Raw genomic sequence first — 16,175 nt, 5'->3', positions numbered from 1 at the left:
CATTGCAAGGAAGCGGCGTTGAATCCCCACCTCGAACTGTTGCAGCCCTACCCGTTCCAGCGTTTGCGCGGCCTGCTGGCCGGCGTGACGCCTCCCGCCGACCTGTCGCACATCAACCTGTCGATCGGCGAGCCGAAGCACCCGACGCCGGAAGTGGTGAAGCAGGCGCTCGTCGCCAACCTCGACGGCCTGGCCGCCTACCCGGCCACCCTGGGCAGCGACGCGCTGCGCGGCGCCTGCGCCGGCTGGCTGCAGCGCCGCTACGGCGTCACCGTGGACGCCGCCCGCGAAATCCTGCCGGTGTGCGGCAGCCGCGAGGCGCTGTTTTCCTTCGTGCAGGCGGTGATCGATGCGCGCGGTGAACAGAAGCCGGTGCTGATCTCGCCCAACCCGTTCTACCAGATCTACGAAGGCGCCGCGCTGCTGGCCGGGGCCGAACCCTACTATGTCAATTGCCTGGCCGCCAACCGTTACCAGCCGGACTGGACGGCGGTGCCGGAGGCCATCTGGCAGCGCACGCAGGTGGTCGTAGTATGCAGTCCGGGCAACCCGACCGGGGCGGTGATGTCGCTTGCCGACTGGAACACACTGTTCTCGCTGTCCGACCGCTACGGCTTCATCATCGCCAGCGACGAGTGCTACTCCGAGATCCACTTGGGCACCCCGCCGCTGGGCGGGCTGCAGGCGGCGCAACAGCTCGGCCGCGGCTTCGAGCGGCTGGTGATGTTCACCAGCCTGTCCAAGCGTTCCAACGCTCCCGGGCTGCGCTCCGGCTTCGTCGCCGGCGATGCCAAAGTGCTGGAAAAATTCCTTCTGTATCGCACCTATCATGGCAGCGCGATGAGCGTCACCATCCAGCAGGCCAGCATCGCCGCCTGGAACGACGAAGAGCATGTTGCGGCCAACCGTGACGCGTATACTGCCAAATTCGACGCCGTCACCCCGCGCCTGGCGCAGGTGCTGGACGTCACGCGGCCGGACGCCGGCTTCTACCTGTGGGCGGCGGTGCCCGGCGGTGACGATGCCCGCTTCGCCCGCGAGCTGTTCGCGCAGCAGCACATCACCGTGCTGCCCGGCAGCTTCCTCGCCCGCGACGCGCACGGCGTCAACCCCGGTGCCGGCCGCGTGCGCCTGGCGCTGGTGGCGCCGCTGGCGGACTGCGTCGCCGCCGCCGCGCGCATCGAACAGTTTTTGCAGCATTACAACTAAACCAAATAGAAGACCCATCATGTCTGAAATCCACCTTGCCAAAGGACTGAGCCACATGCACCCGATTCAAGCCCTCATCGAAGAAGCTTTTGAAAAACGCGCCGACATCACCCCGGCCACCGTCTCCGTCGAGCTGAAGTCGGCGATCGAACAGGTCATCAACGAGCTGGACAGCGGCAGCCTGCGCGTCGCCGAGAAAATCGACGGCGACTGGGTGGTCAACCAGTGGGTGAAGAAGGCGGTGCTGCTGTCGTTCCGCATCCGCGACAACGAAGTGCTGGACGACGGCGTGAGCCGCTACTTCGACAAGGTCGACACCAAGTTCAACGACTGGAACCAGCAGCGCTTCCAGGACGCCGGCTTCCGCGTGGTACCGGGCGCCGTGGCGCGCAAGGGCAGCTTCATCGCCAGGAACACCGTGCTGATGCCGTCCTACGTGAACATCGGCGCCTACGTTGACGAAGGCACCATGGTCGACACCTGGGCCACCGTCGGCAGCTGCGCGCAGATCGGCAAGAACGTGCACCTCTCCGGCGGCGTCGGCATTGGCGGCGTGCTGGAGCCGCTGCAGGCCAATCCGACCATCATCGAAGACAACTGCTTCATCGGCGCGCGCTCCGAAGTGGTGGAAGGCGTGATCGTCGGCGAAGGTTCGGTGATCTCGATGGGCGTCTACATCGGCCAGTCGACCAAGATCTACGACCGTGAAACCGGCGAAGTCACTTACGGCCGCATTCCGCCAGGCTCGGTGGTGGTGTCCGGCAACCTGCCATCGAAAGACGGCAGCCACAGCCTGTACTGCGCGGTGATCGTGAAGAAGGTGGACGCGCAGACGCGCAGCAAGACCAGCATCAACGAACTGCTGCGCGGCGTGTAAGCTGGCGCCGGTGCCGCACTGTGCACCGGCCCGCCACAGTTGCACACGTCATGGCGCCGCCTTTTTGCGCCATGCAGCACAGGCGGGTACAATGGCAGGGCAAAGCAGAGGGGATCGTGGATACGATCCCCTTACCTGTTCCCCCCAAGGACTCGCCACCACATCGTGCAAAACGACAGTTTCATCGAATTCAAGCGCGTCAGCTTCGGCTACGGCGACCGTCTCATCCTGCAGGACATCTCGCTGAAAATCGACCGTGGCCAGCTGGTCGCCATCATGGGCGGCAGCGGCAGCGGCAAGACCACGCTGCTGCGGCTGATCTCCGGCCAGATCCGCGCCCAAGAGGGCCAGGTACTGGTCGATGGCCGCGACGTTGGCCGCATGAACCAGCGCGAGCTGTACCAGCACCGCCGCCGCATGGGCATGCTGTTCCAGTTCGGCGCGCTGTTCACCGACCTGCCGGTATTCGACAACGTGGCGTTCCCGATCCGCGAGCACACCTCGCTGAGCCCGCAGATGGTGCGCGACCTGGTGCTGATGAAGCTGCACGCCGTCGGCCTGCGCGGCACCGAGGCGCTGATGCCGGCCGAACTGTCCGGCGGCATGGCGCGCCGCATCGCACTGGCGCGCGCCATCGCGCTCGACCCGCAAATCATGCTCTACGACGAGCCGTTCACCGGCCTGGACCCGATCTCGCTGGCCACCATCGCGCTCCTGATCAAGAAACTCAGCGACGCGCTGGGCACCTCGGCGGTGATGGTCACCCACGACGTGCACAAGTCGCTGGAAATCGTCGACTACGTCTACTTCATCGCCGGCGGCAAGATCGCCGCCGCCGGGACCCCGGACGAGGTGCGCGCCTCCGATTCGCCGTGGGTACACCAGTTCATCCACGGCGAGGCCGACGGCCCGGTGCACTTCGCCTACCCGGCGCAGCAGAGCCTCGCCGGCAGTTTCGGCCTGGAGGGCGCATGATGCTGGACAATCTGCTCGCCCCGCTGCGCCACCTCGGCCACAGCACCATCAACGCCATCTGGAAGCTGGGCATGATGAGCCGCTTCCTGCTGGCCATCCTCGCCCACTCCGGGCAAAGCCTGCTGCGCTTCCAGCTCACCATCCGCGAGGTGTACTTCGCCGGCGTGCTGTCGCTGATCATCATCGTGGTATCCGGCCTGTTCGTCGGCATGGTGCTGGGCCTGCAGGGCTACAACACGCTGTCGCGCTTCGGTTCCGCCGACGCGCTGGGCGCGCTGGTGGCGCTGTCGCTGCTGCGCGAACTGGGCCCGGTGCTGGCCGCGCTCTTGTTCGCCAGCCGCTCCGGCAGTGCGATGACCGCCGAGATCGGCCTGATGAAGGCCACCGAGCAGCTGGAGGCGATGAGCGTGATGGCGGTCGATCCCGTCGCCCGTGTGGTGGCGCCGCGCTTCTGGGCCGGCGTGATCTCGATGCCCATCCTCGCCGCGCTGTTCAACGTGATGGGCATCTTCGGCGGCTATCTGGTCGGCGTGGTGATGATCGGCCTGGACGAAGGCACCTTCTGGTCGCAGATGCAGAACAACGTGGATCTGCACTTCGACGTGATCAACGGCCTGATCAAGAGCCTGTTCTTCGGCATCGCGGTGACGCTGATCGCGGTGTTCGAAGGCTTTGACGCCACGCCCACTGCCGCCGGCGTCTCTTCTGCCACCACCCGTACCGTGGTGACCTCGGCCCTGGTTATCCTGGCGCTGGACTTTGTCCTGACCGCCTTCATGTTTTAGGAATACGTCATCATGAAACGCTCCATCATTGATTTGTGGGTCGGCATCTTCGTCGCCATCGGTCTCGCCTCGGTGACCTTCCTCGCGCTGAAAGTGGCCAACCTGACGCCGCAAGGCGACAACAACAGCTACACCCTGATCGCCGAATTCGACAATATCGGCGGCCTGAAGGTGAAGGCGCCGGTGAAGTCGTCCGGCGTGGTGGTCGGCCGCGTCAGCAATATCGAGCTGGACACCCAGCGCTACGTCGCCCGCGCCACGCTGACCCTGAACGACCAGTTCCACTTCAGCCGCGACACCAGTGCCGAAATCCTCACCGCCGGCCTGCTCGGCGAACAGTACGTCGGCCTGGTACAGGGCGGCGAGGAAGAAAACCTGAAGCCCGGCGACCGCGTGCAGCTGACCTCGTCGGCACTGGTACTGGAACAGCTGATCGGCAAGTTCATGACCAGCTTTGCCGAAGGCAACAACAAAGCCGCCGCGGCCGATGCCGCCGCTGCGGAAACTGCGCCCTGAAAAAACCCTCCAAGCCCTTGTTACCCGAGATACGGAAAACCATCATGAAAAAGCTGTTTGCCTGTTTTGCCCTGCTGTTCGGCCTGAGCAGCGTGGCCCACGCCGCCGATACCCCGGTGGATCTGGTCCGTGACACCTCGCGCCAGGCGCTGGAAATGCTGAGCAAGGACAATGGCAAGAACAGCGCCAAGGTTCGCGAGCAGCTGATCAGCATGGTGACGCCGAAGTTCGACTTCCAGCGCATGACCGCACTGGCCGTCGGCAAGGACTGGCGCGCCGCTACCCCGGCGCAGAAACAGCAGCTGGCCAAGGAATTCGAGACCCTGCTGGTCGGCACCTACTCCGCCACCATGACCCGCTTCAAGAACGCGCAGATCGACATCAAGCCGAACGCGCTGCTCAACAACGAAGGCCGCGAGGCGGTGGTGAAGTCGGAAGTGACGCTGCCGGGCTCGGCCGAGAAGAAGCCGATCAACGTCGACTACACCCTGTACAAGACGCCACAGGGCTGGAAGGTGTTCAACGTCACCGTTGAAGGCGGCAGCCTGGTCACCATCTACCGCAACCAGTTCGGCGAACAGGTGCGCAAGAGCGGCATCGACGGCCTGATCAAGTCGCTGCAGGACAAGAACAGCGGTGCCAAAGCGGCATGAAACTGTCTGAAACCCAGAGCGGCGTGGTGCGCCTTGACGGCGCGCTGACCATGGACAGCGTCGCCGACACCCAGCTGCAGCTGGACAGGATGCTGGTCAACGGTGCCATGACGCTGGATTTTTCCGGCGTCAGCCACTGCGACTCCGCGGCACTGGCCTTGCTGTTGGCCTTGCGCCGGCGCAAGGACGCGCGCAACATCAAGCTGAGCCACATCCCGGCCAGCCTGTACGGCCTCGCCCGGCTCTACGAACTGACCCCGCTGCTGGAACTGCCCCCGGAAAACCGATCATGAAACGTCTGCTTGTCGTCGGCTGCTGCCTGTTGCTGGCCGCCTGTGCCAGTACCCCCAGCCATCCGCAGGACCCGCTGGAGCCGCTGAACCGCGCCGTTTACCGTTTCAACGACGCCGCGGACAAGGCGGTGCTGAAGCCGGTGGCGCAGGCCTACCGGAAGGTGACGCCGCAGCCGGTGCGTACCGGGGTCGGCAACTTCTTCGACAACCTGCTCGACGTGTACAGCGCCGCCAACAACACCCTGCAGGGCAAGGCGGAACTGGCACTCACCGACGTGCTGCGCGTGTCGTTCAACAGCACCTTCGGCCTGTTCGGCCTGATCGACATCGCCACGCCGATGGGGCTGAAGAGCAGCAAGGCGACGCTGGGCGACACCTTCGCCCACTACGGCTGGCAGGACAGCAGCTACCTGGTGCTGCCGCTGCTGGGGCCGTCCACGGTGCGCGACGGCAGCGGCATGCTGATCAGCAACTCGCTGGAGCCGGCCACCGGCGTGTTCCAGACCCACACCCAGGCCACTGCGGCGCGGGTGCTGAATGCGGTCAACACCCGCGAAAGGCTGCTGGGACTGGAGGACGTGGTCAACGGCGCGGCACTGGACAGCTACAGCTATATGCGTGACGGCTTCCTGCAAATGCGTGCCCACCAGCTGGGCCTGCCGCAGGGCAAGCAGCAGCAGGAAGAAGACCTGAACATCGACGATCTGGTCAACGACGCGGATGCCAGCGCGCCAGTGGCGAACGACGCCAACACCGGCACCGCCAGCGCGTCCTGAGCCGGCCCCCGCTACAAGCAAAGCCACCGACTACTGCGGTGGCTTTTTCCTTGCCTCAGCCTGGCGCCGTGCGGTCCGCCGCCACGGCCAAGGTTGGCCGCAAGCATGTCAGTCGCCGCTTTTCTTGCGCGGCGGCAGCGTGCCGTCAGCAAAGCGCTGCGCCTGCTTGAAGAAGCCGCGCAGGATGTCGATCTCCTCGCGCTGCAGCGCGGCGCGGTGGAACAGCGTGCGCATGCGGCGCAGCAGGCGCTCGCTGTTGCGGTGCTCCAGGTAGCCGACGTCGGCCATCGCCGCCTCCAGGTGGCCGCAGAAGCTGTCGACCTCGCCCAGCGTCGCGGTCCGGTCTTCCGGCTTCAGGTAGTCGACGCTGACGCCGCTGTGGCTGAACAGCTCGTAGGTCATCACCTGCACCGCCATCGCCAGATTGAGCGAGAAATAGTCCGGATTGCCCGGCACCGTCACCAGCCGGTTGCACTGCTCCACCTCGTCGATGGACAGGCCGAAGGTCTCGTTACCGAACACCAGCGCCACCTGCTCGCCGTCGCGCGCCCGTGCCATCAGCTCCGGCGCGGTCTCGCGCGGGGTGGACAGCGGGGTGGACAGTTCGCGGCGGCGGCTGGTCAGCGCGCAGGCAACGCTGACATCGGCCAGCGCCTCGGCCAGGCTGGACACCACGATGGCGTTTTCCACCACGTCCACCGCGCCGGAGGCCAGCACATTGGCCTCCTCGTGCGGGAAGGCCTTCGGCTCGACCAGATACAGCCGGGTCAGGCCCATGGTTTTCATCGCCCGCGCCGCCGAGCCGATATTGCCCGGATGGCTGGGACGCGCCAGCACGACGCGAATGTTCTTCAAAAAATCAGGTACTTGGGGTTTATTCATTGGCTGCTTTTGCGTAGAATCGCGGTTTATTCAAAAACTCCGCACCGCGCGGGGTTTTTTTGTTCCTTAACATCGACCAGTGATATGGCAGCCGCGCCGTGGCGACCCCGCCCGCGCGCCTGCCCAGATGATTCATTCAGAGGCTATCAATGCATCCAATTCTCACCATCGCCATCAAAGCAGCACGCCGTGCGGGCAACATCATCCAGCGAGCATCGCTGAACATGGAATCCGTTCGTGTCGAAAACAAGAAGCACAACGACTTTGTTTCCGACGTAGACCGTGCCGCCGAAGCAGCGATCATTGATGTGATCATGGAAGCCTATCCGAAGCACGCGATTCTAGCAGAAGAGTCCGGCGCCAAAGGCATCGGCGAGTCCGAATACGAATGGATCATCGACCCGCTGGACGGTACCACCAACTTCCTGCACGGCCACCCGCAATACTGCATCTCCATCGCGATGGCGCATCGCGGCCAGATCCAGCAAGCCGTGGTCTACGACCCGAACCGCAACGACCTGTTTACCGCCAGCCGCGGCGTGGGCTCCTTCCTCAACGACCGCCGCATCCGCGTTTCCAAACGCATCAACATGAACGAATGCCTGATTGCCACCGGCTTCCCGGTGGTGGACCAGAGCATGCTCGACACCCACTTCGCCATCCTGAAGGACGTGCTGGGCAAGACCGCCGGCGCGCGCCGCGAAGGCTCTGCCGCACTGGACCTGTGCAACGTGGCCTGCGGCCGCGTTGACGGTTTCTTCGAATTCAATCTCAAGCCGTGGGACATCGCCGCCGGCAGCCTGATCGTGCAAGAAGCAGGCGGCATCGTCACCGACATGCTCGGCGAGCAAACCTGGCTGGAAAGCGGCGACATCGTGGCTGCGCCGCCGAAAGTGCTGGGCCAACTGCTGCCCATCATCGGCAAGCACGTCAAGTAATCCCCGTTGCGGCCAACCTTGGCCGCAAGCACAAGACACCCCCGCGCCTCACGGCCGGGGGTGTCTTGTTTTGTACCGCCGTGTGCGCCGGCTTGCCACCGGCGCTCCCCGATGGCAGCGGTGTGTCCCTGCCCTGTGGCTCCATCAAAAACAGCCGGTGCCGGGTCAGGCCCAGTGCCTGCCATGCCTACTGCACGACGGACTTCACCTTCCAGTCGTTGCCTTCCACCGCCGAGATGGTCACCGGCGCGTTCTTCAGGTTGCCCATGCCGTCGAAGCTGAAGTCGGCAGTGACGCCCTTGTAGCCGGTCCTGGCGATCAGCGGCAGGAACCTGGCCGGCTCGGTGGAGTTGGCGTGTTTCATCGCGTCGGCCACGATCATCACGCCGTCGTAGAACTGCGGCCCGAGCAGCACCACCTCCTGCTTGAAGCGCGCCTTGTAGCGGCTTTCGAAGTCCTTGCCGGCCGGGCGTGCGCCCAGTTCGCCACCGGCGACCGCCGAGAAGTGACCGGCAGCATCGGCACCTGCCAGTTTGATGAAGGTCGGCGTGCTGAGCATGTCGCCGCCCATCAGCCGCGCGTTGATGCCCAGGCGCTTCATCTGGCGCGCCATCGGTGCCGCCTGTGCATCGGCGCCGCCGTAGAACACCACATCCGGGTTCTGCGCCTTCAGCGCGGTGAGGATGGCGGTGAAGTCGGTGGCCTTGTCATTGGTGTACTCGCGCCTGATCGGCTTCTTGCCCATGCCGGCAATGGACTTGATGAATTCATCGGCGATGCCCTGGCCATAGGCGGAGCGGTCGTCGATGACCGCGATGCGCTGCGCTTTCAGCTGCATCACCGCGTAGCGGCCGAGCGCGCCGCCAATCTGGCTGTCACTGCCCACCAGGCGGAAGGCGGTCTTGTAACCGGCGGCGGTGTAGGCCGGGTTGGTGGCGACCGACAGCTGCGGGATGCCGGCGTCGGCGTACAGCCGCGAGGCCGGGATCGACACGCCGGAGTTGAAGTGGCCGATCACCGCCTTGACGCCGGCATCGACCAGCCGCTGTGCCACCTGGGTGCCGACGCGCGGGTCGGCCTGGTCATCCTCGGACACCAGCTCGAACTTCACCTTCTGGCCGCCGATGGTGATCGGCCTGGCGTTGAGGTCGTCGATGGCCAGGCGGGTGGCGTTCTCGTTGTCCTTGCCATAGTGCGCCTGCGGGCCGGACAGCGGCGAGGAAAAGCCGAGTTTCACCACGGTGTCGGCCTGTGCCGCGCTGATGGCGAACGGGGCCATCATGCCGCCCAGGGCCAGGACCAGATGCAGTGCGCGTGGTGCGATGGAATGCTTCATGCTGTTTCTCCTTTGTGTTCACGACTGAAGGTTGGCCGCAGGGGCGGCTGTTTATTGCCCAAGGTCTGTCTTGCGGTCTTGCTGCCGCGTGCTTGCCACTACAAAGCCCGGCGCATACCGCGCCGGGAAATGCCTCAAAAACGGTCCGGCCGATAGGCGCTGGCGTCCATGCTGGGCGCCAGTGCGCAGATCTGCTCGGTCAGCAGCGCACCGGTAGTGGCCGCCAGCGTCAGGCCGAGGTGGCCGTGGCCGGTGGCGAAATACAGGCCGGGGCTGTCCGGTGCCGGGCCGATCACCGGAATGGTGTCCGGCAGCGACGGGCGGTTGCCCATCCACACGCTCATGCCCTCGGTGCTGAAGTCGCCGACGATGCGGCGGGCGCGCTCGATCAGGATGTGGGCGCGCTGCCAGTTCGGCGGCGCGTCGCGGTGCGCCAGCTCCACAGTGCCGGCCAGGCGCAGGCCGCCGTTCGCCATCGGCAGAATCACGAAGCTTTCGCTGGCGCACTGGATGAAGTGATGCAGCGCCACGCCGGCATGCGGCAGGGTGACGTGGTAGCCGCGCTCGCTCTCCAGCGGCAGGCGGCAGCGCTGCTGGCGGGCAAAGCGGTCGCTCCACACGCCGCAGGCGATCACCACCGTGTCCGCCGGCAGCCGACCGTTACCGTCGGTGTCGACACCGACGATGCGGCCAACGCTGGCCGCGGTGGCCAGCACCTCGTCCCGGATGAAACGGCCGCCCTCGCGGATGAAGGCATCGAACAGGCCGCGGCTGAACAAATAGGGGTCATCGACATGCGACCACTGCGGCACCTGCACCGCCACCTGCCACTCGTCGGCTATCTGCGGCGCGAGGGCGGCCAGCTCGGCGCGCGCCAGCTTGCGCCATTCCACACCGTGCAGGCGCTTGCTGTGCCAGGCGCCGGTAGCGGCGCGGAATTCCGCTTCGCTGCGGTACAGGGTGAGGTTGCCGTGGCGGCGCCACATGGGCTCCAGCCCGGCGCGGGCGATCAGCGGCGCGTAGTCAGCATTCACCCGCGACAGCAGCGCGTTCAGCTGTGTGGTCAGCTCGGCCACCTTGCGCGGGCGGCTGGCGGCCAGGAAGCGCAGCAGCCACGGCGTGAGGCTGGGCAGGTAGCGCCAGCGCAGTGCCAGCGGCCCCAGCGGGTCGAACATCCAGCCCGGTACCTTGCGCAGCACCCCCGGCTCGGCCAGCGGAATGATGTCGCTTACCGCAAAGGCGCCGGCATTGCCGTAGCTGGTTTCCATTGCCGGCTCGCCGCGGTCCAGCAGGGTGACGCGGCAGCCAGCCAGCCGTAGCTGCAACGCGGTGGCGATGCCCACCACGCCGGCGCCGACCACGATGACGTGTTTGCTCATGGGAACCTCGAATCAACCCACCACGAAGCCGTGTACATACGGATCGGCATCGTCCAGCAGGATGCGGTTGTAGCCGGTGGTGATCGCCCAGCCAGCCACGCCGGGGATGATGGCCGGGATGCCGGCTACCTCGCATTCCGCCTCGATGGTGCCGGTGAACTGGCTGCCGATAATGCTCTCGTGCACCAGCACGTCGCCGGCCTGCATCAGCCCGCGACCGTAGCGCTGCGCCAGCCGCGCCGAGGTGCCGGTGCCGCATGGCGAGCGGTCCAGTGCCGCCGCGCCGTACAGCACCGCGTTGGCCGCATGCGAGCCGGGCGTTTTCGGCGCGCCGGTCCACTGCACGTGGCGCACGCCGCGGATATTGGCATCCAGCGGGTGCACGATGTCAAAGTGCGCGTTGAGGTAATCGCGCAGCTCGTTGCCCATCGCCACCAGCTGCGCCGGGGTGTAGTCGGCCATGTCGCGGTAGTTCTGCTGCGCTTCCACGATGGGGTAGAAGTTGCCGCCGTAGGCGATATCCACTTTCAGCTTGCCCAGCGCGGCGATCTCCACCTCCACGTCCTTCATGTACAGGAAGGACGGCACATTGGTGAGCTTCACCGACTGCACCTTGCGGCCAACCTGCGTGTACTCGGCCACCACCTTGCCGGCCGGGGTGTCCAGGTTCAGCACACCAGGGGTTTTCGGGGTAACGATGCCGTGCTCGATGGCCATGGTGACCACGCCGATGGTGCCGTGGCCGCACATCGGCAGGCAGCCGCTGGTTTCGATGTACAGCACCGCCACGTCGCAGTCGTCGCGGGTGGGCGGGTACAGAAAGGCGCCGGACATCTGCGCATGGCCGCGCGGCTCATCCATCAGGCCGGTGCGCATCCAGTCGTAGCGTGCCAGGAAATCCAGCCGGCGCTCGGCCTGGGTATTGCCGGTAAGTTCCGGGGCGCCCTTGGTGACCAGCCGCACCGGGTTGCCGCAGGTGTGGCCGTCTATGCATTCAAATTCTGTTACTGCCATCACGTTTGCTCCTTGCTTGCGTTGAACCCACTGTAGGATTTTGACGTTTTGAATGCAATAACTGAATGCATTGTGCCGAAATGACACAGTCACCGTCCGCTACCACCACTCACACAAAACTGGCACATCGCCAACAAAATCAACACTTACAGCCGTTGTCGCAAAAAAACACAGCCGCAGTGCAGCATTTTTCCATCGCGACAAAATGCAAACATTGCATACAAAAAAGCTTGAGGATTGGATACAAAAAGTCCTAGCATGGGAACCGAACGCAGCACCCGGCTGCAGCACACCCGCAAGGAGCACACTTCATGGCACATCTCTGGACTGGCGTTTTCCCCGCCGTTACTACCAAGTTCAACGCTGACGAATCGCTGGATCTGGCCGGCACCGTCAAGCACATCGAGTGGCAGCTGGAATGCGGCGCCGACGGCATCATCGTGTGTGGTTCGCTGGGCGAAGCCTCCACCCTCACCGCCGACGAGAAAATCGCCATCCTGAAGGCCGCCAAGGAAGTGGCCGGCAGCAAGCCGGTACTGCTGACCGTGGCCGAAGACAGCACCCGTGCCGCAGCCGCGCTGGCCCAGGCCGCGCACGCCGCCGGCGCCGACGGCATCATGCTGCTGCCGGCCATGCGCTACGTGTCCGACGAGCGCGAGACCATCAATCACTACCAGCGTGTGGCCGATGCCAGCCCGCTGCCGATCATGATCTACAACAACCCGATCGCTTACGGCGTGAACATCACCCCGGAAATGTACGTAGAGATGGCGAAAGAGCCGAAGTACGTGGCGATCAAGGAATCCAGCGGCGACATCCGCACCCTGACCAACGTGATCAACGCGGTGGGCAACCGCTACGCCATCTTCAGCGGCGTGGATGACCTGGCGCTGGAAAGCATTGTGATGGGTGCCGACGGCTGGGTTGCCGGCCTGGTGGTGGCGTTCCCGAAAGAGACCGTGGCCATCTACAAACTGGCCAAGGCCGGCCGCCTGGAAGAGGCCCGCGCCATCTACCGCTGGTTCGCGCCGCTGCTGCACCTGGATGTATCGATGAAGCTGGTGCAGAACCTGAAGCTGTGCGAAGCCATGGTTGGCGTAGGCACCGAGCATGTGCGCGCCCCGCGTCTGCCGCTGGCCGGCGCCGAGCGCGAGCGCGTGGCCGCCGTGATTAAGGCCGGTCTCGCCAGCCGTCCAGCACTACCGGCGGTGTAAGCATCACCGCAGTACTCTCCCCGATCTTGCGGCCAACCTTGACCGCACTCGATGCCTTCCCGCCCCGCCCCCGCGGCGGGAGGGCCATTTTTTTCGGCTGCGCGACAGGGGGTGCCCGCGGCAGCCAGCAGGAGTCACCATGCATTGCAATCTCATCAACGGCGAATGGCGCGGCGGGCAGCCGGCCATCGTCAACCGCAACCCGTCCGACCTCGATGACGTGGTGGGCGAATACGCCAGCGCCTCTGCCGACGACATGCGCGAGGCGGTAGCTGCCGCCCGCGCGGCCTTTCCGGCCTGGTCGCGCACCACGCCGCAGCAGCGCGCCGACATTCTGGACGCCGCCGGCAACGAAATCCTGGCGCGCAAGCAGGAGCTGGGCACGCTGCTGGCGCGCGAGGAAGGCAAGACCCTGCCGGAGGCTATCGGCGAGGTGACCCGTGCCGGGCATATCTTCAAATTCTTTGCCGGCGAGGCGCTGCGCCAGCAGGGCGAGCTGCTGGATTCGGTACGCCCGGGCGTGGAGGTGCTGATCAGCCGCGAGCCGGTGGGCGTGGTGGGCCTGATTACGCCGTGGAACTTCCCGATCGCGATTCCGGCGTGGAAAGCCGCACCGGCGCTGGCCTTCGGCAACTGCGTGGTGATGAAGCCGGCGGAACTGGTGCCGGGCTCGGCCTGGGCGCTGGCCGACATCCTGCACCGCGCCGGCCTGCCGGCCGGGGTGTTCAACCTGGTGATGGGCAGCGGTCGCGTGCTGGGGCCGGCGCTGCTGGATGCCGGCATAGCCGCGCTGAGCTTTACCGGCTCGCAGGCCACCGGACAAAGGTTGGCCGCAGACTGCGCGGTGCGCGGCATCAAGGTGCAGCTGGAAATGGGCGGCAAGAACCCGCTGCTGGTGGCTGACGATGCCCAGCTGGAGCAGGCGGTAGAGTGCGCGATCAACGGCGCGTTCCATTCCACCGGCCAGCGCTGCACCGCCAGCAGCCGCATTATCGTCTGCCATGGCATCCACGATGCCTTCGTCGCGCGGCTGGCCGAGCGCACGGCGGCGCTGCGCGTCGGTCACGCGCTGGACAGCGCCAGCCAGATCGGCCCGGTGGCCAGCGAGCCGCAGCTTGCGGCCAACCTTGACTACGTGGGAAAAGGCCAGGCCCAGGGTGCCAGCCTGCTGTGCGGCGGCGAGCGCCTGCAGCTGGCGACGCGCGGCTATTACCAGTCGCCGGCGCTGTTTGCCGGCTGCACGCCTGAGATGACCATCAGCCGCGAGGAAATCTTCGGCCCGGTGGCGGCAGTGCTGCGCGCCGACGACTACGAGCACGCGCTGCAGCTGGCCAACGACACGCCATTTGGCCTCGCCGCCGGCATCTGCACCCGGTCGCTGGCACTGGCCACGCACTTCCGCCGCCATGCCGAGGCCGGCATGGTGATGGTCAACCTGCCCACCGCCGGCGTGGACTACCACGTGCCGTTTGGCGGTCGCAAAGGCTCCAGCCACGGCCCGCGTGAGCAGGGCCGTTACGCCGCGGAGTTCTACACCACGGTCAAGACCGCCTATCTCGGCCTGTAATGCTTGCTCTGCGTGCAGCCGCTCCTGACTGCACCTTGCGCCCTGCGGGGCGCTTTTTTGTCACCGCCAGCCATGACAGGCGCGTGGCCGGCCGGCCAGCTATGGTAAGGTAGCGCCTGCATGAAAGAGGTCACCATGAGTCAGGAAAGCAAGGACAGCGCACCGCTGTCACTCACCACCATCGCCACCGACGCCATCCGCCAGCGCATCCTGGCCGGCGAATGGGCGGACGGCAGCCAGCTGCGCCAGGAAGCGCTGTCGCGCGAGCTGGGCATGAGCCGGGTGCCGGTGCGCGAGGCACTGCGCCAGCTGGAAGCGGAAGGGCTGGTCAATATCGAGGACAACAAGGGCGCGGTGGTGTCACAGCTGTCGCTGCCGGAAATCGTCGAGCTGCTGCGCGTGCGCGTGCTGCTGGAGTGCGACGTGCTGCTGGAGGCCATCCCGCGCCAGAGCAGCGCCGACATCGCCGAAGCCGAGGCGCTGCTGGCCAAGTTCGAGATCGCGCTGCGCGACAAGGACATCAGCGCCTGGGGCATACTCAACGCGCAGTTCCACATGGCGCTGTACCGCGCCGCCGGGCGTGACCAGACGCTGGCCATCATCGAGCAGCTGCACAACCGCACCGACCGCTACACGCGGATGCAGATCCTGCTCACCGGCTTCAACGACCGCGCCCACCACGAGCACACCCGGCTGCTGGAGCTGTGCAAGCAGAAGGACGCCATCAGCGCGGCGGCTTTTCTGCGCCAGCACATCATGAACGCCGAAGAAGCACTGGAAGCATGGTATCGCGCCCAGGCCGGCCAGCAAAAAACATCCCGTCGCAAAAAAAAATCACTGCCCGAACCCGGCCACAAGGACACGGACAAGACCTTGTTTTGACTGCAATAAACCCTGCCGCCGGCAAATACGGCGCACTCCCGGGCGAGGCCAGCTTGCGGCAGGGGCTTTTCTTTAGGCGGCAAGCTGGTTAAAATGCGCAGCATTCGGGGTGTAGCTTAGCCTGGTAGAGCGCTACGTTCGGGACGTAGAGGCCGGAGGTTCGAATCCTCTCACCCCGACCAGAATTTCCTTTAAAAACAGCGGGTTTCTTAACCCGCTGTTTTTTTTGCGCCAACCGTGGCAAATCCGTGGCAACTTGCCACCGCTGCCCATGCGGAAAAAGCTTGCCCGCTATTTGCAGGCGCTTGTCGCCAGCACCGCACCATGCGGAACATCATCGCCACTCCCCCGCCCTATACCGTGCGCCTTCACCCTGTGGCGTGCGAACCATGTCGTCCATCGAGAGCCGCCAGAACGACGAAGTCAGGCGCTTGAGCCGCTCGCTGGCCGGCCTTGCACCACCAGCTCGCCACGGCAGGCCAGGGCGGCTAGCGCCGCCAACGACACCGCGCCGCGAACGGCATTCCCCTCCGGCATCGGCACGTCGCCCCTGCGGGGTGACCGTGCCCTACGCTGCCGCCGGTTTGCGACCGCGTTTTGCTTTTGGCGCTGTCGCGGCCGACTCACGGCTTGCGGCCAACCTTTTGAGCAGCTCGCTGGCCGGCTCGTCGTTCGGGTCTTGCGGGACGAGTTCTCCGCGGAAGGCCTTGGCCAGCAGCGACGGGGTCAGCCGCTCGGCTGCGGCGCTGGCGCTGGCGAGGCGCGCTTCGAGGCGGTCGGCAAAGGCGAACAGCGTTTCGACACGGCGGACGATTTCGGTTGGCGAATTCAGGGAGTAAGTGCAACGGCGGGCAGGTCTGGAGGATGGGGGTGAGATGA

At 65.5% G+C, this 16,175-nt stretch carries 17 protein-coding genes and 1 tRNA gene; 13 read left to right on the top strand and 5 right to left on the bottom strand.

The features are described 5' to 3' along the window. Positions 1-18 precede the first annotated feature (18 nt). The 8 genes from dapC to IE083_RS04765 all read left to right on the top strand — a co-directional run bounded on the left by dapC (position 19) and on the right by IE083_RS04765 (position 6,084). A complete protein-coding gene (gene dapC, locus IE083_RS04800) occupies positions 19-1,209 on the top strand; it encodes a succinyldiaminopimelate transaminase (RefSeq protein ID WP_189352494.1) in 1,191 nt (396 codons plus the stop codon). 55 nt (positions 1,210-1,264) lie between these two features. After that, positions 1,265-2,086, top strand: coding sequence for a 2,3,4,5-tetrahydropyridine-2,6-dicarboxylate N-succinyltransferase (gene dapD, locus IE083_RS04795; RefSeq protein WP_189352577.1), 822 nt, complete (start codon positions 1,265-1,267; stop codon positions 2,084-2,086). Between the two features lie 162 nt (positions 2,087-2,248). Next, positions 2,249-3,061, top strand: a complete 813-nt coding sequence (locus IE083_RS04790; protein ID WP_229799612.1) for an ABC transporter ATP-binding protein — start codon at positions 2,249-2,251, stop codon at positions 3,059-3,061. Continuing rightward, positions 3,061-3,846 carry a lipid asymmetry maintenance ABC transporter permease subunit MlaE gene (gene mlaE, locus IE083_RS04785; protein WP_189352576.1) on the top strand — a complete coding sequence of 262 codons (786 nt, stop codon included), beginning with the start codon at positions 3,061-3,063 and terminating at the stop codon, positions 3,844-3,846. Before IE083_RS04790 ends, mlaE begins: the two co-directional genes overlap by 1 nt. A gap of 12 nt (positions 3,847-3,858) precedes the next feature. After that, positions 3,859-4,362: an outer membrane lipid asymmetry maintenance protein MlaD gene (mlaD, locus tag IE083_RS04780; RefSeq protein WP_189352492.1), complete on the top strand. Its 504-nt coding sequence runs from the start codon at positions 3,859-3,861 to the stop codon at positions 4,360-4,362. Between the two features lie 44 nt (positions 4,363-4,406). Next, positions 4,407-5,015, top strand: a complete 609-nt coding sequence (locus IE083_RS04775) for an MlaC/ttg2D family ABC transporter substrate-binding protein (protein ID WP_189352491.1) — start codon at positions 4,407-4,409, stop codon at positions 5,013-5,015. Next, positions 5,012-5,308: an STAS domain-containing protein gene (locus IE083_RS04770; RefSeq protein WP_189352490.1), complete on the top strand. Its 297-nt coding sequence runs from the start codon at positions 5,012-5,014 to the stop codon at positions 5,306-5,308. The genes IE083_RS04775 and IE083_RS04770 overlap by 4 nt, the downstream gene beginning before the upstream one ends. Continuing rightward, positions 5,305-6,084, top strand: a complete 780-nt coding sequence (locus IE083_RS04765; protein WP_189352489.1) for an MlaA family lipoprotein — start codon at positions 5,305-5,307, stop codon at positions 6,082-6,084. The genes IE083_RS04770 and IE083_RS04765 overlap by 4 nt, the downstream gene beginning before the upstream one ends. Positions 6,085-6,192: 108 nt before the next feature. Here the strand turns inward: IE083_RS04765 and IE083_RS04760 are convergent, their stop codons facing one another. Beyond that, positions 6,193-6,966 carry an RNA methyltransferase gene (locus IE083_RS04760; RefSeq protein ID WP_189352488.1) on the bottom strand — a complete coding sequence of 258 codons (774 nt, stop codon included), beginning with the start codon at positions 6,964-6,966 and terminating at the stop codon, positions 6,193-6,195. 149 nt (positions 6,967-7,115) lie between these two features. On the opposite strand from IE083_RS04760, the gene IE083_RS04755 reads away from it, so the two are divergent. Then, positions 7,116-7,904, top strand: coding sequence for an inositol monophosphatase family protein (locus tag IE083_RS04755; protein WP_189352487.1), 789 nt, complete (start codon positions 7,116-7,118; stop codon positions 7,902-7,904). Between the two features lie 187 nt (positions 7,905-8,091). Here IE083_RS04755 and IE083_RS04750 read toward each other — a convergent pair whose 3' ends face one another. From IE083_RS04750 to IE083_RS04740, 3 genes are all read right to left on the bottom strand, one after another. After that, entirely contained in the window at positions 8,092-9,240 is a 1,149-nt protein-coding gene (locus IE083_RS04750; protein ID WP_189352486.1) for a branched-chain amino acid ABC transporter substrate-binding protein, read from the bottom strand. Positions 9,241-9,374: 134 nt separating this feature from the next. After that, complete coding sequence (locus IE083_RS04745; protein ID WP_189352485.1) at positions 9,375-10,619, bottom strand: NAD(P)/FAD-dependent oxidoreductase; 1,245 nt, start codon at positions 10,617-10,619, stop codon at positions 9,375-9,377. A gap of 12 nt (positions 10,620-10,631) precedes the next feature. Then, entirely contained in the window at positions 10,632-11,633 is a 1,002-nt protein-coding gene (locus tag IE083_RS04740; protein ID WP_189352484.1) for a 4-hydroxyproline epimerase, read from the bottom strand. Positions 11,634-11,944: 311 nt separating this feature from the next. On the opposite strand from IE083_RS04740, the gene IE083_RS04735 reads away from it, so the two are divergent. The 4 genes from IE083_RS04735 to IE083_RS04720 all read left to right on the top strand — a co-directional run bounded on the left by IE083_RS04735 (position 11,945) and on the right by IE083_RS04720 (position 15,478). Further along, positions 11,945-12,847 (top strand): dihydrodipicolinate synthase family protein, encoded by a 903-nt coding sequence (locus IE083_RS04735; protein ID WP_189352483.1) that lies wholly within the window; start codon positions 11,945-11,947, stop codon positions 12,845-12,847. Between the two features lie 139 nt (positions 12,848-12,986). Further along, positions 12,987-14,414, top strand: a complete 1,428-nt coding sequence (locus IE083_RS04730; protein WP_189352482.1) for an aldehyde dehydrogenase family protein — start codon at positions 12,987-12,989, stop codon at positions 14,412-14,414. Positions 14,415-14,549: 135 nt separating this feature from the next. Next, positions 14,550-15,296, top strand: coding sequence for a GntR family transcriptional regulator (locus IE083_RS04725; RefSeq protein WP_189352481.1), 747 nt, complete (start codon positions 14,550-14,552; stop codon positions 15,294-15,296). 105 nt (positions 15,297-15,401) lie between these two features. Then, positions 15,402-15,478, top strand: a tRNA-Pro gene (locus tag IE083_RS04720). Positions 15,479-15,864: 386 nt separating this feature from the next. On the opposite strand, the gene IE083_RS04715 is transcribed toward IE083_RS04720, so the two are convergent. After that, the coding region (locus IE083_RS04715) for a hypothetical protein (protein WP_444545824.1) at positions 15,865-16,175 on the bottom strand (311 nt) is incomplete at its 5' end.

It is taken from the genome of Vogesella fluminis (assembly GCF_014652335.1).
GTDB classification, from domain to species: Bacteria; Pseudomonadota; Gammaproteobacteria; order Burkholderiales; family Chromobacteriaceae; genus Vogesella; species Vogesella fluminis.
This window is presented reverse-complemented; position numbering and strand designations above follow the sequence as displayed.